This window comes from Caulobacter sp. 73W (assembly GCF_041021955.1).
Classification (GTDB): Bacteria; Pseudomonadota; Alphaproteobacteria; order Caulobacterales; family Caulobacteraceae; genus Caulobacter.
This window is the reverse complement of record NZ_CP158375.1, coordinates 2917725-2936709: the sequence shown is the minus strand read 5'-3', so window position 1 is coordinate 2936709 and position 18985 is coordinate 2917725. Positions and strand designations below refer to the sequence as shown.

The window sequence follows — 18985 nt, the reverse complement described above, 5'->3', positions numbered from 1 at the left end:
CTCGATGAAGCTGCTGGCTGGCAACTCCAACCGTACTCTCGCAGGCGCCATCGCCGACTATCTGGACCTGCCGCTGACCAAGGCGCAGGTCCGGCGCTTCGCCGACAACGAGGTCTTCGTCACCATCGACGAGAATGTCCGCGGCGAGGACGTCTTCATCATCCAGTCGACGTCGTACCCGGCGAACGACAACCTGATGGAGCTGCTGATTTGCATCGACGCCCTGAAGCGCGCGTCGGGCAAGCGGATCACCGCCGTGGTTCCCTATTTCGGCTATGCCCGCCAGGATCGTAAGACCGGCGGCCGCACCCCGATCTCGGCCAAGCTGGTCGCCAACCTGATCACCCGCGCCGGCGCCGACCGGGTCCTGACCATGGACCTGCATGCCGGCCAGATTCAGGGCTTCTTCGACATCCCCACGGACAACCTGCTGCCGACCCCGCTGCTGGCCGCCGACATCCGCGAGAACTACAAAAAGACCGACGAGCTGATGATCGTGTCGCCCGACGTGGGCGGCGTGGTGCGCGCCCGCGCCCTGGCCAAGCGTCTCGACGCCGACCTGGCCATTGTCGACAAGCGCCGCTCCGGCCCCGGCCAGAGCGAGGTGATGAACATCATCGGCGACGTCCAGGGCCGCCGCTGCATCCTGTTCGACGACATCGCCGACAGCGCCGGCACCCTGTGCAACGCCGCCGAGGCGCTGATGCAGAACGGCGCCGCCGACGTCGCGGCCTACGTCACTCACGGCGTGCTGTCGGGCGCAGCCTTCGACCGGATCAGCAAGTCGGTGCTCAAGGAACTGGTGGTCACCGACTCCATCGAGCAGCCGGAAGAGGCGCTGAAGGGCTGCGGCAAGGTCCGCCTGGTCTCCTGCGCGCCCCTGATCGGCGAAGCCATCCGCCGCATCGCCAACGAAGAGTCTGTGTCGAAGCTGTTCGACTAAGCCCGCGGGCTTCGAGACGCGCGGTCGCGCTCCTCAGCCTCACGCGCGTGGGTTGCTGAATTCGTCACCTGAGCAGCGGCTAATGGGCCGCGTCTCGAAGGACGTGCTACCCCCGAACCACCGTGATCTCGACCCCCGCCGCCTGGGCGTGCGGGGCCAGGGCCAGGGGTTTCTCCACGCGCACGCGGGCGCGGGTCACTCGGCTGTCGCTGAGGCAGGCGTGGGCCAGGCGTTCGGCGAAGGTCTCGACCAGGTCGATGCGCCCCTCGGCGACGATGGCGCGGGCGGCCTCGCCGACGGTTTCATAATTCACCGTGTCGGCCAGCCGCTCGAAGCCAAAGGCGGCCACGTCCAGCTCCACATCCACCACCAGCGGCTGCAGGCGGCCATGCTCGTGCTTGTAGACGCCGATCTCCGCCTCGACGGCCAGGCCGCGCACGAAAATCTTCACCCCGACCACGCGGGCGGCGGGGGTTTCACTGGCGGAGAACTGGAGAGGGCTGGGGGCGGTCACGGTCCGGCCTTTCACGCGCCGATGATGTCGGGCGTCCGCCAGGCAAGGTGCTGGCCGCCGTCGACGGCGATCATCTGGCCCGTCACCGACCTTGCGTCAATGAGGTAGCGAAGGGCTGCGGCGATCTCGTCCGGCGACGCGCCGTGGCCCAGGGGGACATTGGCGGCCTCGTGGTCGAACTCGCCGTTGTTCTGGTGGATCGAGGCCAGGGTCGGGCCAGGCCCGACGGCGTTGACCCGGATGCGCGGCGCCAAGCCTTGCGCCAAGGTCTGGGTCGCCCACCAAAGGCCGGCCTTGGACAGGCTGTAGCTGAAGAACTGCGGATTGGGCCGCCAGACGCGCTGGTCGACGATGTTGACGATCAGCCCCTCGGCGTCGGCCGGAAGCTGGGCGGCGAAGGCCTGGGCCAGCAGCACCGGCGCCCGCAGGTTGGCGCCCAGATGCGCATCGAAGCTGTCGGCGGTCAGGGTGTCGATGCGGTCGTCCTGGAATAGGGAGGCGCAGTTGACCAGCAGGGTCAGCGGCTGGTCCGCGACCGACAGCAGGGCGTCACGCTCCGCGTCATGGGTCAGGTCGGCGTGAGCGACGAAGGCCCGGCGGCCGATGGCCTCGATCTCGGCGGCGACTTGCGCGGCGTCCTCGGCCGCGCCGCGATGGTGGACGACGACATCATAGCCGGCCCGCGCGCATTCCAGGGCCAGGGCGCGTCCGATCCGGCGCGCCGCCCCCGTCACCAGGGCGCATCCCCTGTCCTTCATGCGCTTCATCCTTTCTCAACCTCACAACGCAACCATCAGTTGAGTTGCTGTAAAACACGCGCTACGAGACTGGGAATGGCTAGTCGCGCTCCCCTGCCGGATAGTGAAGCCGCTGAGTTCGCGGTCCGCAAGGACGACGCCCGAGGTTGCGACCTCCACCTGCTGTTCGATCAAACCACGGTCCACATCGTCGAGAGCCTCGACGGCCAGAACACGCCCGTCTCGCTGAACCTCTGTCCCGAACTGAGAGCGCCGCGCCTTATCGCCCAGCCAGCCGCCGCGGACCTGTTCCGCACCGTCGTCCTGGCGGCGGCGGCGCTTTGCAGCAAGGGCGGCGTCTCGGTGCTGGCCGACGGCATTCCCACCGAGGTCAGCGTGGCGGCCGGCGTCACCATCGATCCCGCCACCCCCATCCATCATCCCGTTCTGCGCATCGCCGCCGCGACGGCGCGAGATGGAGAGGCCGAACTGACGGTCAGGATCGCGGGCGACCGCCTGACCCTGTCGCTGATCATCCCCGCGCCCCTGGCCCCGCCCAGCGTGCTGCTGGTCGAACGGGACGATGCGCAGCGGATCGAGATTCACGCGGCCCTGGCGGCGGCGGGTTTCACCGTGGAATCGGCCACGGGGCCGGAGGCGGTGCTGCGCCTGCTGGCATCCGGGCCCTACGCCGCGGTGCTGGTCGATCTGCATGAGGATGGGTCGGACGCCCTGGACGTGGCCCGGACGGCGCGCGGCGCTCATCCCGGTACGGCGGTCTTCGCCCTGGCGCCGGAGAACCCCGCGGCCTGCCGCCGGGTGCTGGACCAGGCGGGCTTCGCGGGGCTTTTGCGCAAGCCGTTCAGCGCGGAGCGGCTCCGCGCCTTGATCGGTCGTTAGTCGACGCGGCCGAACTCGAAGAAGTTCAGGGCGCAGATGACGCCGATGAAACCGAAGATGACGGCGAGAGCGAGCATGTCAGAAACTCCGAAAGTACGAACCGGGCTTTAGCCGCCGAGGAAGGGGACGGCAAGCCCGCAGGCGTCTATAGGAGCGCGATGTCCTGGCGTCGCCGCATCGAACCGTTCACCCGTCCGCTGTTCAAGGTCTATTCCCGGGCGACCCGCGCCATGACCCTGGGCGTGCGCGGGCTGGTGGTGAACGAGGCCGGCTGGGTCCTGCTGGTCGAGCACACCTATCTTCCCGGCTGGTATCTGCCCGGCGGCGGGGTGGAGCGCGGCGAGACCGCCGAGGCCGCCCTGGCACGCGAAATGGAGGAAGAGGCCGGCGTGCGGCTGGAAGGCCGCCCGCGCCTGCTGTCGTTCCATTCCAACGACCACGCGTTCAGCGGCGATCACGTGCTGATCTACCGTATCGACCGCTGGAGCCCCTGCCCCCTGACCTCGCGCGGGGAGATCGCCGCGGTCGAGTGGTTCGATCCCGAAAACCTGCCCGACACGGTGACCCCGGCGACCCGCGCCCGCATCCTGGAAGCCATGGGAAAGGCGCAGCCCGACCTGCGCTGGTGACGGCGCCCCTTCCCACCTGATCAACGATCATTAGAATGATTGTTTGAATTTCAGAGGCCGCATCCAGCGGCCCTACAGGGCAGGAGCAGGCGGATGCGCGACTACACGAAGTTCTACATCGACGGCGCCTGGGTATCGGCCAAGGCGGCCAAGACCCTCGACGTCATCAATCCGGCCAATGAGACGGTCGCGGGCCGCATCTCCATGGGCTCGGAGAGCGACGTGGACGCGGCGGTGATGGCCGCCCGCGCGGCTTTCGACAGCTTCTCCAAGACCAGCCGCGAAGAGCGCATCGACCTTTTGGAGCGCATCGTCGCCGAATACCAGAAGCGCTACGAGGACATGGCGAAAGCCATCACCGAGGAGATGGGCGCCCCGTCGTGGCTGGCGCAGCGCGCCCAGGCCGCCATGGGCGTCGGCCACATCCAGACCGCCATCGCGGTGCTGAAGGACTACCGCTTCGAGGAAGATCGCGGCACGACCCGCCTAGTGAAGGAGCCGATCGGCGTCTGCGGATTCATCACGCCGTGGAACTGGCCGGTGAACCAGATCGCCTGCAAGGTCGCGCCGGCGCTGGCCGTCGGCTGCACCATGGTGCTGAAGCCGTCGGAAGTGGCGCCGTTCAGCGGCTACATCTTCGCCGAGATCCTGCACGCCGCCGGCGTTCCGGCCGGGGTGTTCAACCTGGTCAACGGCGACGGCCCGACCGTGGGCTTCGCCATCTCCAGCCACCCCGAAGTGGACATGGTGTCCTTCACCGGCTCGACCCGCGCCGGGATCGAGGTGGCGCGCGCCGCCGCCCCGACCGTCAAGCGCGTGCACCAGGAGCTGGGCGGCAAGAGCCCCAACATCATCCTGGAGGACGCCGACTTCGCCAAGGCGGTCACCGGCGGCGTCTCGTCGGTGATGATGAATTCGGGCCAGTCGTGCAACGCCCCCACCCGCATGCTGGTCCCGGCCGGCAAGATGGATGAGGTGATCGGCATCGCCAAAGCGGCGGCCGAAGGCTTCAACGTCGGCGACCCCACCGGCAACGCCAAGATGGGCCCGGTGGTCTCCGAGGTGCAGTGGAACAAGATCCAGGGCCTGATCCAGAAGGGCGTCGATGAAGGCGCCACCCTGGTCACCGGCGGCCCCGGCCGGCCCGAGGGCCTGGACAAGGGCTACTACGTGAAGCCCACCGTCTTCGCCAACGTCACCAACGACATGACCATCGCCAAGGAAGAAATCTTCGGCCCCGTGGTCGCCATCCTCGGCTACGACACGGTGGATGAGGCGGTGACCATCGGCAACGACACCGAGTACGGCCTGGCGGCCTACGTCTCGGGGACCGATCCGGCCAAGGTCCGCGCCGTGGCCTCGCGCCTGCGGGCCGGCCAGGTGAACCTCAACGGCGCCAGCCCCGACCTGATGGCCCCGTTCGGCGGCTACAAGATGAGCGGCAACGGCCGCGAATGGGGCGACCACGCCTTCGGGGAGTTCCTGGAGACCAAGGCCGTGCTGGGCTTCAACGCCCCGGCGGCTGCGGAATAGTCACCCCGGCAACCGCACCACCGCCCGTAGGCCTCCCAGCGGCGACCGGTCCAGCACCAGGTCGCCGCCCAGACCGCGGGCGACGTCGCGGGCGATGGCCAGGCCCAGGCCGACGCCCTTTTCATTCTGGTTGCGGGATTCATCGAGCCGGTTGAAGGGGCGAAAGGCCTCCTCGTAGCGCTCGGCCGGAATGCCGGGGCCGTCGTCGTCCACCAGGATCTCGACCCCGCCGGCCGGGCTGCGCCGGGCGGCGACCTCGACCCGTTCGCCATGGACGGCGGCGTTCATCACCAGGTTGGACAGGGCGCGCTTCAGGGCGTTGGGCCGCACGGCGACTTCCAGCTGCGGATCGGCGTCGACGCTGACCCGCGCGCCGGCCCGCGCCGCGCCCTCGCTGACCTCTTCGATCAGGGCGCGAAGGGAGGCCATCTCCACCGCCTCGCCGCCCTCGCCCCGGGCGAAGGCCAGATACTCGTCGATCATGTGCTCCATCTCGGCCAGATCGCGCTTCATCGCCTCGATCCGGGGGCTGGGCTCGGCCAGGGCCAGCTCCAGCTTGAGGCGGGTCAGCGGCGTGCGCAGGTCATGGCTGACCGAGGCGAGCAGGGTCGTGCGCTGTTCGATATGGCGCTGGATGCGGGCCTTCATGGCGAGGAAGGCCTGCGCCGCCTGACGCACCTCGCGCGCGCCCCAGGGCTTGAAAGCCGGCGCGTCTCCGCCCCGTCCGAAGGTGTCCGCCGCCTCGGCCAGGCGCTCGATGGCGCGCACCTGGTTGCGGATGAACAGCAGGGCCACCGCCGTCAACAGCAAGGTCGCCCCCGCCATCCAAAGCACGAAGATGTGGCCCTGCGTCGCCACCGCCCGGTCGCGGGGCGCGATGATCCGCAGGACGCCCTGGTCCACCTTCACCCGAATATCGACATAGGCTGGATAGCGGTCGGACGCGTCGAACCAGAACGGCTCGTCCAGCCGTCCCGACAGCGCCCGCTGCAGGGACCGGTCCACGGCCGCGAACAGAGCGGCGCGCTTGCCGATCGGCAGCTCCCGGCCCGGCTGCAGGGCGATGGAGAGGGATAGGGAGTCCTCCGCCCGCTGCTCCAGCCGCGCCAGGGCCTCGGGCCGGGGATCGTCCTGATAGCTCTCGACCGCCCAGGCGACTTCGCCGGCGAGCCCCTCGGAAAGCCGGCTGTTCACCGTCTCCCAGTGGGCGTCGAAGAAGGCCCAGGTCACCGCCATCTGCATCAGGGCGATGGGCAGGATGATGATCAGCAGGCTGCGCCCGAACAGCGAGGTCGGCACATAGCGCCGCATCAGCCGGGGCCAGAAGATCCTGAACCAGCGGCGCATCAATCCGGCGCCAGGCGATATCCGATGCCGCGCACCGTCTGGAGGTAGCGGGGGTTCTTCGGGTCGGGCTCGATCTTGCGGCGCAGGCGGGTCACCTGGACATCGACGGCGCGGCCGGTGATGTCGGCGGCGTCGCGGGCCAGGTCCATGCGGTCCACCGGCTCGTGCGCGGCGCGGGCCAGCTGGCGCAGCAGCTCGATCTCCGCCTCGGTCAGACGCACGGGCTCGCCCGCGCGGGTCAGCTCGCCCCGGTCAGGGTCGAAGGCGCAGTCGCCCATCATCAGGCTTTCGGACAAGGTCACCCGAGGGCCGGCCCGTCGCAGGATCGCCTCGATGCGCAGCAAAAGCTCCTGCGGCTCGAACGGCTTGGACAGGTAGTCGTCGACGCCCAGGGTCAGGCCCTCGATCCGGTCGGAGGCATGGTCACGGGCGGTCAGCATCAGGATCGGCGTGCGGCCCATGTCGCCCGCGCGGGCGCGCAGGGCCTTGGTGAAGGAAAAGCCGTCCTCGCCCGGCATCATCACGTCCAGCACCACCAGATCGAAATCGAAGGCGTCCATCAGCTTGCGCGCGGCCGCCGCGTCCTGGGCGGCGGTGACGCGGAAACCGGCTCGGGCCAGGTATTCCTTGATCAGGTTGCGGATGCGGTCGTCGTCGTCGACGACCAGCAGGTGACGGTCACGCGCTTCGGCTGGGGTCATGCCGCTTCGCTCCGGCGAATACCGATGGAAACCCTGGGCCCGGCCAGGGCCGCCAGGATGCGCCGCGAGCCGGCCACCCCATCCAGCCCTCCGGTGCGATAGGCCTTGGCGACCACGGCGCGCAGGCGTTCGCTGATCCGCGTCTCGAAGGCCGCGCCCTCGGACGTCAGTTCGGTCGTGCGGCGGCGGGCGTCCAGATCGCCGGCGGTCTTGTGGACGTAGCCGGCCTTTTCCAGGTCCGACAGAGTGCGGCTGGCGGCCTGCTTGGACAGGCCGGTCAGGCGGGCCAGTTCCTGCACGCCCACGGCCGGCCGGCGGCGCAGCAGCAGGGCGGCGCGCCAGTGCGAGCGGCCCAAGCCCTTGTCCTCGGCCTCCAGGGCGGCGTCGACAGCCGCCCAGATTCCAGCCTCGGCCAGCAGGATCAGCTCCAGGCCGGAGTCCAGTTCATCGTCACGAAGGATAAGCCGCGGATCGGCCGGCGCACTCATGCCAGGGTCTCCAGGATGTCGGTCGCGCCGGGAGGCGGCGGACAGCCTCGCACGGTGGCGGAGAACGGCCTTTCCCGCAAGGCGACGCCCGCCCCGCTTTTTTTGCGGGACGGGCGCCTTCTTCAGTTCAGCCGGACGTTAGACCAGCCAGGCGTTGGGGCGCGGATAGGCTTCGTCACGCGCCAGGTAGACCAGGCCGACGATGGTCCGCACCAGGAACCAGATCGCGATCGCGCCCATGAACAGGCCGCTGACGACCAGGCCCGGGATGCCGATGAGCAGGAAGCTCAGCGGGATGCTGACCGCGAACACGGCGCAGGCGGCGAGGAACGCGGCGGCGGCGATCCAGAACGTCCGGATCAGGAACGTGTAGTGGCTCTTCATCTTGGGGCCGGCCGACCCTTCCTGCACGTGGGCGAGGATCACGCCGATGATGAAGGTCAGCCCGTTCGAGAACCCGAGCAGGTACAGAGCGTAGACGATCCCCGGGAGAAGACGGTCTTCGCTGGCCGCGACGGGCGCGGCGGGAATGACGGTTTCGGGGGTGGCGTCGATCATGTGGTCTCCTTTTCTATGATCGGATTTTGCGACCGAACCCCGCGCGGAAGCAAATTAAGCCTTCGACACTTTGTGAAAGATCGGAAACCTTCCGTCGCAGGACGTTGAACGCCCCAGCTTGTTTTGCGTTCGATCATGGCGTCGTGGCTCAGCTTGTAAAAACAGGGTTAACGATCCACCGTCACACTGTCGCCCGGACCGCCGCGTAATCGGCGCTAACTCATTCAATTTTCGAGGATCTCCGCCAGATGATTCGAAATAGCCGCGTTAAGGCCCTGGCGGGCCTCAGCTTGCTTGCCGTGCTGGCCGCTTGCGCGTCTCCCGCACCGCCGCCGCCCCCGCCGCCCGTGGCCTATGTGCCGCCGCCGATCACGCTTTCCCCGCGCATCGTCGAGCAGGCCGCCGCTTATCGCGGCTACATGCAAAGCGCCGGCGCGGTTTCCGCCGCCTTCACCGACGGCGGCCAGGTCGCCCAGGCGGTCAAGGTCGGCGCGTCTTATGAAAGCCGCCAGCTGGTGTCCGGCGCGGTCGCCTACGCCGCCGTGATCGCGCTGCAGGATCCGGCCTTCGTTTCGGCGGTGCGCGAGTTCGCCGCCAACCAGAGCCAACGCCAGCAGGTCACCCAGCAGATTCTGCGCGATCCGGCCTATGCCGTGGTCATCCGCGGCTCGGACACCGCCGCCGGCCTGATCATCTCGGCCCTCGGGACCGACGCCACGCAAGTCTACATGAACGGCCGCGCGGTGAAGCAGGCCGCCTATGACATCCAGCGCCAGAAGTGGTCCCTGGCCGCCGTCTCCAACCGCGAAGCCCGCCTGGCCGAGGCCAAGGCTCTGTCCGCCACCCCGGCCCTGGCGCCCCAGGACGAAACCGCGCGCCTGCATCAGGTCAGCACCGGCGTCACCCCCCTGGGCCTGACCCCAGCCTCTGCGCCGCCGCCCTACACCCAGTTGGTGATCCGCGGCCTGGCCGTGGCCGCCCTGGCGGCCCTGGGCGAGGCGGGCGACATGCAGATGGCGACCGTCCAGCCGCTGCTGGCCGAACCCGTGGCGGGCCAGTGCCTGAACCTGGCCAAGCTGAACCTGTATCAGTGCCTGGCCGTGGCCAAGCCGCACTATGAAGACGTGTTCTGCGTCGGCCAGCACATCCTGATGGACACCGGCCAGTGCCTCATCAAGAGCTCCGGCGCGGCCATGCCCTATATCCCGCCGCCCCCGACGCCGGTTAAGGCCCCGGTGAAGAAGAAGGCGCCGGCCAAGAAGAAGGGCTGACAGGCCCCATTCGATTTAGAAGTCGCGCGGGGCGTTGCAACGTCCCGCGCCCTCGTGTATCTAGCCGCACCCTATTCATCCGACTATCACCGCGCGGATATCACGCGCGGCGTTTCGTTTTGAGAAAAGACCTATGGCCGAGATCGTTCTGAACGTCGAAGTCCGTGAGCGCGCCGGCACCGGCGGCGCCCGCGCGTCCCGCAATGCTGGCAAGGTTCCCGGCGTCCTCTACGGCGGCGGCGAAAAGCCCGTCATGATCGAGGTTCGCTCGAACGAGTTCCGCAAGGCGCTCTATACGGGCAAGCTGTCGGGCCACCTGGTGACCCTGAAGTACGGCGAAGAGACCCAGCCGGTCATCGCCAAGGACATCCAGTTCCATCCGGTCACGGATGAGCCGATCCACTTCGACTTGTACCGCGTGGACGAGTCGCAGACGATCAAGATCGAAGTGCCGGTTCACTTCAAGAACCACGAAACCTCGCCGGGCCTGAAGGCCGGCGGTTCGCTGGAAGTCGTGCGTCACACGGTCGAGCTGTCCTGCCCGGCCAACGCCATTCCGGAAGAGCTGGTCGTCGATCTGTCGACCCACAACATCGGCGACACCATCCGCATGTCGGAAATCAAGCTCGCCAATGGCGTGAAGCCGGCCCTGGACCGCGACTTCGTGATCGCCAACATCAAGGTCTCGTCGGCCGCGATGTCGGAAGCCGCTGAAGAAGCCGCCACCGAAGCCTAAAGCTTCTCCCTTCGGGGCTGAATCGTTTATCGCCCGCGAAGGTCACGCCTTCGCGGGCGATTTCGTTTGGGATCGTGAGAACACGCCATGCTGATCCTCGCCGGCCTCGGCAATCCCGAGGGCAAGTACGAGAAGAACCGCCACAACGTCGGCTTCATGGCCGTCGACGCCCTGGCGCGCAAATGGTCGACCGCCCCGTGGCGCACCCGTTTCCAGGGGATGGCGTGCGAAGGCTCGGTCAGCACCCCTGACGGTCCGGTCAAGCTGCTGCTGCTCAAGCCCAAGACCTACTACAACGAGAGCGGCCGCGCCGTGGGCGAGGCCATGAAGTTCTTCAAGCTGCAGCCTGCGGACGTCATCGTCTTTCACGACGAGATCGACATGGCCCCCGGACGCTTCCGCATGAAGTCGGGCGGCGGCGCGGCCGGCAACAACGGCATCCGCTCGGTCACCAGCCAGATCGGCGACGGCTTTCGCCGAGGCCGCATCGGCGTCGGCCACCCCGGCCACAAGGACGCGGTGATGCACTACGTCCTGGGCGACTTCCACAAGGTCGACCACCAGTGGCTCGATCCCATGCTGGACGCCGTCGCAGACGCCCTGCCCTTCGCCGCTGTCGGCGATGACGAACGCTACCAGGCCGAGATCATGCGCCTGGCCCCCGCGCCCAAGGCCGATCCGCGGAAGCGCGAGAACTAAGGCTCAAGCTTCATATCGTTTGACAGAAAGTTTTTTCTGTTGAATCCATGGTGACGGGAGGATCGCATGACCACCGTCATCCAGTTGAAGCCCGCGCCCGTCGCGCTTCCGACCGCCGCACACCACCAGCGTCTCAGAGTTGCCAGCCGTGCGCTGTCATGGCTGTTCACCGGGCTGCTGGTCCTGGTGGGGACGGTCGCGGCGGTCCTGATCGCCGGAATCGTTCTCTATTCCGGCGACGACTACCGCATCGGCTCCAACGCCGTATGGATCGGCAAGGGATCGGCCGACTCGGTCCCCTTCCACACCCTGTCGCTCCCCCATCGCCTGGCCTACGCGGCGGTCGGCGTTGCGCGCATCGCGCCCAGCCTGATGATCTTCTGGCGTCTGCGGGAGCTGTTCAGCCTCTACGGACAGGGCGAGGTCTTCGGCCGCCGCAACGGCTGGCTCATCGGCCAGGTGGGCGTGTGGCTCTGCGCCTACGCCGTCGCGCCGCTGGCCTGCCACCTGTTCCTCAGCGCCACGGGATGGGAGATCGACAAGAAATGGATGCATCTGGCCAGCGTCCAGGCCTTCATTCTCGGCCTGCTGGTCTTTGTCATCGCCCAGGTGATGCAGGTCGGCCGCGAGATCGAGGAAGACCGGGAGGCCTTCGTCTGATGCCGATCATTCTGCGACTCGACGTGATGATGGCCCGCCGCAAGGTGCGCTCGAACGCCCTGGCCCGCGCCATCGGCATCACCGAAGCCAACCTTTCCCTGCTCAAATCCGGCAAGGTGAAAGGCCTGCGCTTCTCCACCCTCGACGCCATCTGCCGCTATCTCGACTGCCAGCCCGGCGACATCCTCGAATACGCGCCCGAGGGCGGCGAGGAAGAACTGAGACAGGCGGGCTGACCCCCGCCCCTTAAACTCGGAGATTCAAATGCGCTTTCTTTCAACGCCCATTCGGGCGATCGCGGCCGCATGCCTGCTGCTCAGCGCCGTCCCGGCCCATGCCGAGCCGGCCTTTGTCGAGGTCGAGGGCGGCAAGCTGGCCTATGACGTCTGCGGTTCCGGACCGAAGACGATCGTCCTGATCCACGACGGCATCCTGCATTCGGCGGCCTTTGACGATGTGCAGCCGCTGCTGTGCGAACAATTTCGGGTCATTCGCTATGACCGTCGCGGCTATGGCGCATCACCAGCCGCCGCCGCGACCTATCAGCCCGCCCGGGATCTGGAGCAGCTTCTCAAGACGCTCCAGGTCGAGCGCGCCACCCTGGTCGGCTCGTCCGCCGGAGGCGGCGTGGCGGTGGATTTCGCGCTGGCTCACCCGCAAGCCGTGGATGGTCTTGTCCTTGTCGGGCCCTGGGTGGCGGGCTTCAAACCCTCCCTCGCCTTCATGGCGCGGGGCCTGAAGCTGGCGGCGCTCTTCAAGGCGGGCGACATCGAGGGCGCGGCCCGCGATCCCTATATCCTGAGCAAGAACGCCGACGCCGAGCGTCAACGCGTGGTCGCCTGGATCAAGGCCAATCCCCACAACTTCGGAGCCGGAAACAAGGAGCGTTTCATGGTCGACGCCAAGCCTCGGCTGGGCGAGGTCAAGGCGCCGACCCTGATCCTGGTCGGAGAGGCGGACATCGAGAACGTCCACGAGCAGGCCCGCGAACTGGAAACCCTGATCCCGGGCGCAAAGCTCGAGGTCGTCACGGCCACGGGTCACTTCATGTACGTCGAACAGCCCAAGGCGTTCGCCGACCGCATCGCCGCCTTCGTCCGTGCGGAGCCCTGAGGCTTAGCCTCAGAACCGCCCGGCGTTGAAGTCGTTGACCGCCTGGACGATCTCCTCGCGCGTGTTCATCACGAAGGGGCCGTGCCAGAAGACCGGCTCGTTGATCGGCTTGCCGGCGATCAGCAGCAGGCGGGCGTAGGTCTTGGCCTCGACCACCACGCGGCCGCCCGTGCCCAGGAAGACGCCGGTCAGGGCGTCGATCTGGTCATGGGCCACGCGAACCGAGCCCTCATAGACCGCCAGCATGGCCGCGCGCTCATCGCCGACCGGCTCCTCGAAGCGGGCGCCGGCGGGGATCGTGATGTCGAAGTAGAGCGCGTCCACCGCGCCGCCGCCGACGGGTCCCACGGAGCCTTCGCTGGTGGTCCCGGCGATGGCCTTGACGGTCACGCCGCCCTCGCGGGCCTCCACCGGAATGCTGTCGGCCTCGAACTCCTGATAGCCGGGCGCGCTCATCTTCAGCTCGGCGGGCAGGTTCACCCACAGCTGGAAGCCGCGCATGCGGCCGTCGGTCTGCAGCGGCATCTCCGAATGGATGATGCCGCGACCGGCGCGCATCCACTGGACGCCGCCGGTGCCGATGATCCCTTCACGGCCGGTGTTGTCCGCATGCTTCATGCGGCCCTCCAGCATGTAGGTGACCGTCTCGAACCCCCGGTGCGGGTGGTCCGGGAAGCCGCCGACATAGTCGGAGGCCTCAGCCGTGTCGAAGCAGTCGAGCATCAGGAACGGATCGAACATCTGCGCTTCCTGCGTGCCCAGCACACGGGTCAGCCGCACGCCGTCGCCGTCCGAGGTCGGGACGCCTTTGACCAGCTTGATGACAGGACGGACGCTGCTCATGGGATGCTCCTAGGTTCGAGCGAATGATATCGTCGCTGTTACAGATGGTTTCAAGGCCCCCTTGCCGCCGGGCCTTCGCCCCCGCTCGCCCCCCCTGGGCGTTTCGCCAAACCGCCCATCCGTGCTAGGTCGCGCGCCAACGAAATCTGCGAGTGCTCCATGGCCCTGAAAGTCGCCATCGTCGGTCTGCCCAACGTGGGCAAATCGACCCTGTTCAACGCCCTGACCCAGACGGCGGCCGCCCAGGCGGCCAACTATCCGTTCTGCACCATCGAGCCGAACACCGGCGACGTGGCGGTGCCCGAGCCGCGCCTGGACGCCCTGGCCAAGATCGCCGGCTCCAAGGAGATCATCCCGGCCCGCATCACCTTCGTCGACATCGCCGGCCTGGTGCGCGGCGCGTCGAAGGGCGAAGGCCTGGGCAACCAGTTCCTGGCCAACATCCGCGACTGTGACGCCGTGGCCTTCGTCGCCCGCTGCTTCGAGGACGACGACATCACCCACGTCGAGGGCCGCATCGACCCGCTCAGCGATCTCGAGATCATCGAAATGGAGCTGATGCTGGCCGACCTGGAGAGCCTGGAAAAGCGTCTGCCGGCCATCGAGAAAAAGGCCAAGTCGGGCGGCGACAAGGAAGCCGCCAACACCCTGCGCCTGATCAACCTGGCCCTGGCCCAGCTGCGCGAAGGCCGCCCGGCCCGCGCCGCGACCGTGGACAAGGAGGACGAGAAGGCCTGGCACATGCTGCAGCTTCTCACCTCGCTGCCGGCGCTTTATGTCTGCAACGTCGATGAAGGCTCGGCCGACAAGGGCAACAAGTTCTCCGACCTGGTCGCCGAACGCGCCGCCAAGGACAAGGCCAAGTCCGTGGTGATCTCCGCGCAGATCGAGAGCGAGATCGCCATGCTCGAAGCCGCCGAACGCGCCGAGTTCCTGGAGACCCTGGGCCTCGAAGAGCCCGGCCTGAACCGCCTGATCCGCGAGGCCTACAACCTGCTGGGCCTGCAGACCTATTTCACGGTCGGCCCCAAGGAAGCCCGCGCCTGGACGATCCATGTCGGCGACACCGGCCCGCAGGCCGCCGGCGTCATCCACACCGACTTCGAGAAGGGCTACATCCGCGCCGAAACCATCGCCTTCGACGATTTCGTCAAGCTGGGCGGTGAAGCGGGCGCCAAGGAAGCCGGCAAGATGCGTTCGGAAGGCAAGGAGTATGTCGTCAAGGACGGCGACGTGATGCACTTCCGCTTCAACGTCTAAATAAATCCGCTCACCTCCGCGAAGGCGGGGGCCCATTCTGAATGTCAGCTTGGATCCCCGCCTTCGCGGGGAAGAGCGGCGGGAGAATAGGATGATCAGGACCATCACCCTGAAGAGCCCGCGCGACGGGTTCGAGTTCACTGCTCTTCACGCCGTCCCGGATGGCGAGGCGATCGGCGGGGTGGTGGTGCTGCAGGAGATCTTCGGCCTCGACGCCTACATCCATGTGGACGTCGAGCGCTGGGTTCAGGCGGGGTACGAGGTGATCGCCCCCGCTCTGTTCGACCGCTACGAGGCCGGCTTCGTGGCCGAGCATGACGCCGAGGGGTTCGCCCGCGGCCGCAACCACGCCCTGTCCCACCCGCTGGGCACGGCGCTTTCCGACATCCAGGCCTGCATCGACGAGCTGCATCCGCGCGGCCCGGTGTTCGTGGTCGGCTACTGCTACGGCGGGTCGCTGGCGTGGCTGGCGGCGGGGCGTTGCCAGCGTCTGTCGGCGGCGGCCAGCTATTACGGCAGCCTGGTGGCGGAGAACGCCGACCTCGACCTGAACTGTCCGGTGATCATCCATCTGGGCGCCAAGGACGCGCACATTCCGGCAGACAGCGTCGCCGCCACGATCCGCAAGCATCATCCCGACGTCCCGGTCCACATCTGGGAAAAATCCGGCCACGGCTTCAACAACGAGGGCCGGCCGGACTCCGACCACGGCGATGCGGTCGAGGCCCGACGCCTGACCCGCGAACTCTTCGCCGCCAACGCCGGGTGACCCATGGGTGACGTGGTTCAACTGACCAACCCCGCCGACGGGCATGTCTTCGACGCCTTTCACGTCGCACCGACCGACGCGCGGCGCGGGGGGTTGGTCATCCTGCACGCCATTTGGGGGGTGACGCCCCATCTGCGCACCCTGGCCCAGTCCTATGCCGACCAGGGCTATGAGGTGCTGGTCCCCAGCCTGCTCGACCGCTTCGAGCGCGGCTTTCCGGACGTGGACATCGATCCCGCCGCCCGGGCGCGTAAGGTGGATTTCGGAAACCGCACCGACTGGGACAGGACGGCGGGCGACATCCAGGCGGCGATCGACTGGCTGAAGCAGCCGGTCTTCATCATGGGCTTCTGCTGGGGCGGCACGGCGGCCTGGGTGGCGGCGGCGCGCTGCTCCGGGGTGACGGCGGTGTCGGCCTTCTACGGCCACCAGATCGTCGAGCACCTGGACGAGGCGCCCAAGGTTCCGCTGATCCTGCACCTGGGAAAACGCGACGAGTTGATCCCGCCGGCCCTGTCTGACCGCATCGTCGCGGCCTTCCCCGACCTGCCCGTCTATTTTTATGACGCTGGTCACGCGTTTGTCGCACCCGCCGAATACGTGAACGACGCTGCACAGCTTGCGCGCCTGCGCAGCCTGCAGCTGTTCCATCGCGCCGCCGGCGCCAAAGGCGAGGTCTGAAGCATGCCCCAGGCGCCCGACGCCGGCGAAATCGTCGAACGCCTTCCCGATCCGGTCATGGTGGTCGCCGCCGGCGCCCTGAACGATCCGTCGGACCGGACCATCACCTTCGCCAACACGGCGGCCCAGACCCTGCTGCGCATTCCCGCCGAGGGCGCGCCTCTGGTGTCCGTGCTGCGCCACCCGCGCCTGCTGGAGGCGGTGGACCAGGGCCTGAGCGACGGCGGGGCCGAGGCCGACTACGAAACCTACGGCGCCCAGCCGCGCTGGTGGCGGGCGCTTGTCCGTCCCCTGCCCAACACCGCCAGCGGCATCCGCCAGGTCCTGCTGATCCTGCGCGATGAGACCGACGCCCGACGCAACGAGCGCATGCGCGCCGACTTCCTGGCCAACGCCAGCCACGAGCTGCGCACGCCGCTCGCCTCCCTGACAGGCTTCGTCGAGACCCTGCAGGGCCACGCCAAGGACGACCCCGCCGCCCGCGACCGCTTCCTCGGCATCATGGCCGCCCAGGCCGGACGCATGGCGCGCCTGATCGACGACCTGCTGTCGCTGAGCCGGATCGAGCTGAACGAGCACATCCCGCCGTCCGGCGAGGTCGATGTGAAGTCGGCCATCCACGACGTGATGAGCGCCAGCGGTCCGATGCACGCCCAGCGCGGCGTCCGAATTGTCCCGACCATCCCCGTGCCCACACCGATGATTCTCGGCGACCGGGACCAGGTGGTGCAGGTCCTGCAGAACCTGATCGACAACGCGGCCAAATATTCACCCGACACCGGCGAGGTCCGGGTGGAGGTCCTGGTCGCGCCGGCGGGCTCCGCCGCCACCCCCTCGCGCCCCGGCGCCGCGCGCCTGTCCCTGCTGACGCCCGATGCGGCGGATGGCCGCTATGTGGTGATCCGGGTGTCCGACGACGGCCCCGGCATCGCGCGCCAGAACCTGCCGCGCCTGTCGGAGCGGTTCTATCGAGTCGAGGGGCAGAAGAGCGGGGAGCGCCTGGGAACGGGCCTGGGCCTCGCCATCGTCAAACATATCGTCAACCGCCACCGCGGCGGCTTGGTCGTGGAAAGCGCCGAAGGCCAGGGAACGACGTTCACGGCCTATTTTCCTGTCACACACTAGCGCTCACCGTCGCAAAACTGTCATGTGCCGCCGCTATTAGGTGACACTGTGCTCGGAGACCGCCCGTGGACGCATCATGCGCCGACGAACTTCGCCAACTTGCTGCTGAAGTGACCCGAATGGGCGGCCTTGCCGAAGCCCAGGTCGCCGATGCGGTCGATTGCCTGGCCAAGCGCGATACCGGCATGGCCCGTCAGCTGATCGAGCGCGACGTGCGCCTCGACGCCATGCAGGCCGATATCGAACGTCGGGCCATCGCCCTCATCGCTTCCTACGGCCCCAGCGGCGTCGACCTGCGCCGCGCGGTGTCGGCCATGAAGCTGGCCATGAACCTGGAACGCTGCGGCGACCTGGCGCGCAACATCGCCAAGCGCAGCCTGGTCCTGGCCGACGCCGACCCCACCACCATCATGCGCGCCATCGAGCGCATGGGCCGCCTGGTGTCGTCCCGCCTCAACGAGGTGGTCGACGCCTATGCGGTCAGCGACTTCGACCGCGCGCTGGGCGTCTGGCGCCGCGACGAGGAAGTCGACGACCATTACGAGAGCCTGTTCCGCGAGCTTCTGGAACTGATGCGACAGGATTCGGCGACGGTGCAGACCGGCGCCCACCTGCTGTTCATCGCCAAGAACCTCGAGCGGATCGGCGATCACGCAACCAACATCGCCGAGATCATCCACTTCGAGATCACCGGCGAAGAACTGACGGCGCAGCGTCCCAAGTGGAGCTCGCTGGACACCCCACCGATAGAGGACCTTGCGTTGTGAAACCGCACCTTCTCGTCGTCGAGGATGAAGACGCCCTCGCCGCCCTGCTTCAGTACAACTTGGAGAAGGAAGGCTATCGCGTCACGCACGCCGCCGATGGGGAGGACGCCATCCTGCGCATGGGCGAGGATACGCCCGATCTGGTCGTGCTCGACTGGATGCTGCCCAAGGTCTCGGGCATCGAGGTCTGCCGCCGCCTGCGCGGCCGCGCCCAGACCCGCAACGTGCCGATCATCATGCTGACGGCCCGCAGCGAGGAAACGGACAAGGTCCGCGGCCTCGACACCGGCGCCGACGATTATCTGGTCAAGCCGTTCGGCATGACCGAGCTGACCGCCCGCGTCCGCGCCCTGCTGCGCCGCAGCCGCCCGGGCCTGACCGACGACCAGCTGGCCCACGGCGACATCGTCATGGACCGCGTCGCCCACCGCGTTAAGCGCGGCGGCCGCGAGGTGAAGCTTGGTCCGACGGAGTTCAAGCTGCTGGACTACTTCCTGCAGCACCCCGGCCGGGTGTTCAGCCGCGAGCGTCTGCTGGACGCCGTCTGGGGTCCGGACGTCTATATCGACCTGCGCACCGTCGACGTTCATGTCGGCCGCCTGCGCAAGGCGCTGAACGCCAACGCCGACATCGATGCGATCCGCACCGTACGCTCGGCGGGCTACGCCCTCGACCTGAGCTGATGAAAAACGCCGCGCCCCATCAGGAGCG

General features: G+C 67.8%; 23 protein-coding genes. 16 read left to right on the top strand and 7 right to left on the bottom strand.

The features are described from left to right. Window positions 1–4 precede the first annotated feature (4 nt). On the top strand, window positions 5–943 hold the full coding sequence (locus tag ABOZ73_RS13895; RefSeq protein WP_369058727.1) for a ribose-phosphate pyrophosphokinase: 939 nt from the start codon (window positions 5–7) through the stop codon (window positions 941–943). Window positions 944–1049: 106 nt separating this feature from the next. Here ABOZ73_RS13895 and folB read toward each other — a convergent pair whose 3' ends face one another. Together folB and ABOZ73_RS13885 are read right to left on the bottom strand one after the other, a co-directional pair. Continuing rightward, entirely contained in the window at window positions 1050–1457 is a 408-nt protein-coding gene (folB, locus tag ABOZ73_RS13890) for a dihydroneopterin aldolase (RefSeq protein WP_369058726.1), read from the bottom strand. A gap of 11 nt (window positions 1458–1468) precedes the next feature. Beyond that, window positions 1469–2215 (bottom strand): SDR family oxidoreductase, encoded by a 747-nt coding sequence (locus tag ABOZ73_RS13885; RefSeq protein ID WP_369058725.1) that lies wholly within the window; start codon window positions 2213–2215, stop codon window positions 1469–1471. Between the two features lie 75 nt (window positions 2216–2290). Between ABOZ73_RS13885 and ABOZ73_RS13880 the strand changes: the two genes are divergently transcribed. The 3 genes from ABOZ73_RS13880 (at window position 2291) to ABOZ73_RS13870 (ending at window position 5256) form a co-directional block, all read left to right on the top strand. After that, a complete protein-coding gene (locus ABOZ73_RS13880; protein WP_369058724.1) occupies window positions 2291–3094 on the top strand; it encodes a response regulator in 804 nt (267 codons plus the stop codon). Between the two features lie 158 nt (window positions 3095–3252). Further along, the gene (locus tag ABOZ73_RS13875; protein ID WP_369058723.1) at window positions 3253–3723 is read left to right on the top strand and encodes an NUDIX domain-containing protein; all 471 of its coding nucleotides are present in this window, start codon (window positions 3253–3255) and stop codon (window positions 3721–3723) included. Between the two features lie 93 nt (window positions 3724–3816). Continuing rightward, window positions 3817–5256, top strand: a complete 1440-nt coding sequence (locus tag ABOZ73_RS13870) for an aldehyde dehydrogenase family protein (protein ID WP_369058722.1) — start codon at window positions 3817–3819, stop codon at window positions 5254–5256. On the opposite strand, the gene ABOZ73_RS13865 is transcribed toward ABOZ73_RS13870, so the two are convergent. The 4 genes from ABOZ73_RS13865 to ABOZ73_RS13850 all read right to left on the bottom strand — a co-directional run bounded on the left by ABOZ73_RS13865 (window position 5257) and on the right by ABOZ73_RS13850 (window position 8350). Further along, a complete protein-coding gene (locus ABOZ73_RS13865) occupies window positions 5257–6603 on the bottom strand; it encodes an ATP-binding protein (protein WP_369058720.1) in 1347 nt (448 codons plus the stop codon). Beyond that, entirely contained in the window at window positions 6603–7304 is a 702-nt protein-coding gene (locus ABOZ73_RS13860) for a response regulator (RefSeq protein ID WP_369058719.1), read from the bottom strand. Before ABOZ73_RS13860 ends, ABOZ73_RS13865 begins: the two co-directional genes overlap by 1 nt. Continuing rightward, the gene (locus tag ABOZ73_RS13855) at window positions 7301–7792 is read right to left on the bottom strand and encodes a MarR family winged helix-turn-helix transcriptional regulator (protein ID WP_369058718.1); all 492 of its coding nucleotides are present in this window, start codon (window positions 7790–7792) and stop codon (window positions 7301–7303) included. Before ABOZ73_RS13855 ends, ABOZ73_RS13860 begins: the two co-directional genes overlap by 4 nt. Window positions 7793–7930: 138 nt before the next feature. Next, window positions 7931–8350 carry a DUF4870 family protein gene (locus tag ABOZ73_RS13850; protein ID WP_369058717.1) on the bottom strand — a complete coding sequence of 140 codons (420 nt, stop codon included), beginning with the start codon at window positions 8348–8350 and terminating at the stop codon, window positions 7931–7933. 248 nt (window positions 8351–8598) lie between these two features. On the opposite strand from ABOZ73_RS13850, the gene ABOZ73_RS13845 reads away from it, so the two are divergent. The 6 genes from ABOZ73_RS13845 (at window position 8599) to ABOZ73_RS13820 (ending at window position 12829) form a co-directional block, all read left to right on the top strand. Next, window positions 8599–9621, top strand: coding sequence for a hypothetical protein (locus ABOZ73_RS13845; protein ID WP_369058716.1), 1023 nt, complete (start codon window positions 8599–8601; stop codon window positions 9619–9621). 133 nt (window positions 9622–9754) lie between these two features. Then, entirely contained in the window at window positions 9755–10357 is a 603-nt protein-coding gene (locus ABOZ73_RS13840) for a 50S ribosomal protein L25/general stress protein Ctc (RefSeq protein ID WP_369058715.1), read from the top strand. 87 nt (window positions 10358–10444) lie between these two features. After that, on the top strand, window positions 10445–11056 hold the full coding sequence (gene pth / locus ABOZ73_RS13835; RefSeq protein WP_369058714.1) for an aminoacyl-tRNA hydrolase: 612 nt from the start codon (window positions 10445–10447) through the stop codon (window positions 11054–11056). Between the two features lie 66 nt (window positions 11057–11122). Continuing rightward, window positions 11123–11716 (top strand): DUF2975 domain-containing protein, encoded by a 594-nt coding sequence (locus ABOZ73_RS13830; protein WP_369058713.1) that lies wholly within the window; start codon window positions 11123–11125, stop codon window positions 11714–11716. Further along, entirely contained in the window at window positions 11716–11952 is a 237-nt protein-coding gene (locus ABOZ73_RS13825) for a helix-turn-helix domain-containing protein (RefSeq protein WP_369058712.1), read from the top strand. Before ABOZ73_RS13830 ends, ABOZ73_RS13825 begins: the two co-directional genes overlap by 1 nt. A 28-nt stretch (window positions 11953–11980) precedes the next feature. Next, the gene (locus ABOZ73_RS13820) at window positions 11981–12829 is read left to right on the top strand and encodes an alpha/beta fold hydrolase (protein ID WP_369058711.1); all 849 of its coding nucleotides are present in this window, start codon (window positions 11981–11983) and stop codon (window positions 12827–12829) included. 9 nt (window positions 12830–12838) lie between these two features. On the opposite strand, the gene ABOZ73_RS13815 is transcribed toward ABOZ73_RS13820, so the two are convergent. Beyond that, window positions 12839–13672, bottom strand: coding sequence for a pirin family protein (locus tag ABOZ73_RS13815; RefSeq protein WP_369058710.1), 834 nt, complete (start codon window positions 13670–13672; stop codon window positions 12839–12841). A gap of 159 nt (window positions 13673–13831) precedes the next feature. Between ABOZ73_RS13815 and ychF the strand changes: the two genes are divergently transcribed. From ychF to phoB, 6 genes are all read left to right on the top strand, one after another. Next, a complete protein-coding gene (gene ychF / locus ABOZ73_RS13810) occupies window positions 13832–14932 on the top strand; it encodes a redox-regulated ATPase YchF (RefSeq protein ID WP_369058709.1) in 1101 nt (366 codons plus the stop codon). Between the two features lie 91 nt (window positions 14933–15023). After that, window positions 15024–15701, top strand: a complete 678-nt coding sequence (locus ABOZ73_RS13805) for a dienelactone hydrolase family protein (RefSeq protein WP_369058708.1) — start codon at window positions 15024–15026, stop codon at window positions 15699–15701. 3 nt (window positions 15702–15704) lie between these two features. After that, window positions 15705–16382, top strand: coding sequence for a dienelactone hydrolase family protein (locus ABOZ73_RS13800; protein WP_369058707.1), 678 nt, complete (start codon window positions 15705–15707; stop codon window positions 16380–16382). Between the two features lie 3 nt (window positions 16383–16385). Continuing rightward, window positions 16386–17507: an ATP-binding protein gene (locus tag ABOZ73_RS13795; RefSeq protein ID WP_369058706.1), complete on the top strand. Its 1122-nt coding sequence runs from the start codon at window positions 16386–16388 to the stop codon at window positions 17505–17507. Between the two features lie 65 nt (window positions 17508–17572). Further along, a complete protein-coding gene (gene phoU / locus ABOZ73_RS13790; protein WP_369058705.1) occupies window positions 17573–18274 on the top strand; it encodes a phosphate signaling complex protein PhoU in 702 nt (233 codons plus the stop codon). After that, complete coding sequence (gene phoB / locus ABOZ73_RS13785; RefSeq protein WP_369058704.1) at window positions 18271–18957, top strand: phosphate regulon transcriptional regulator PhoB; 687 nt, start codon at window positions 18271–18273, stop codon at window positions 18955–18957. Before phoU ends, phoB begins: the two co-directional genes overlap by 4 nt. Window positions 18958–18985: the final 28 nt, after the last annotated feature.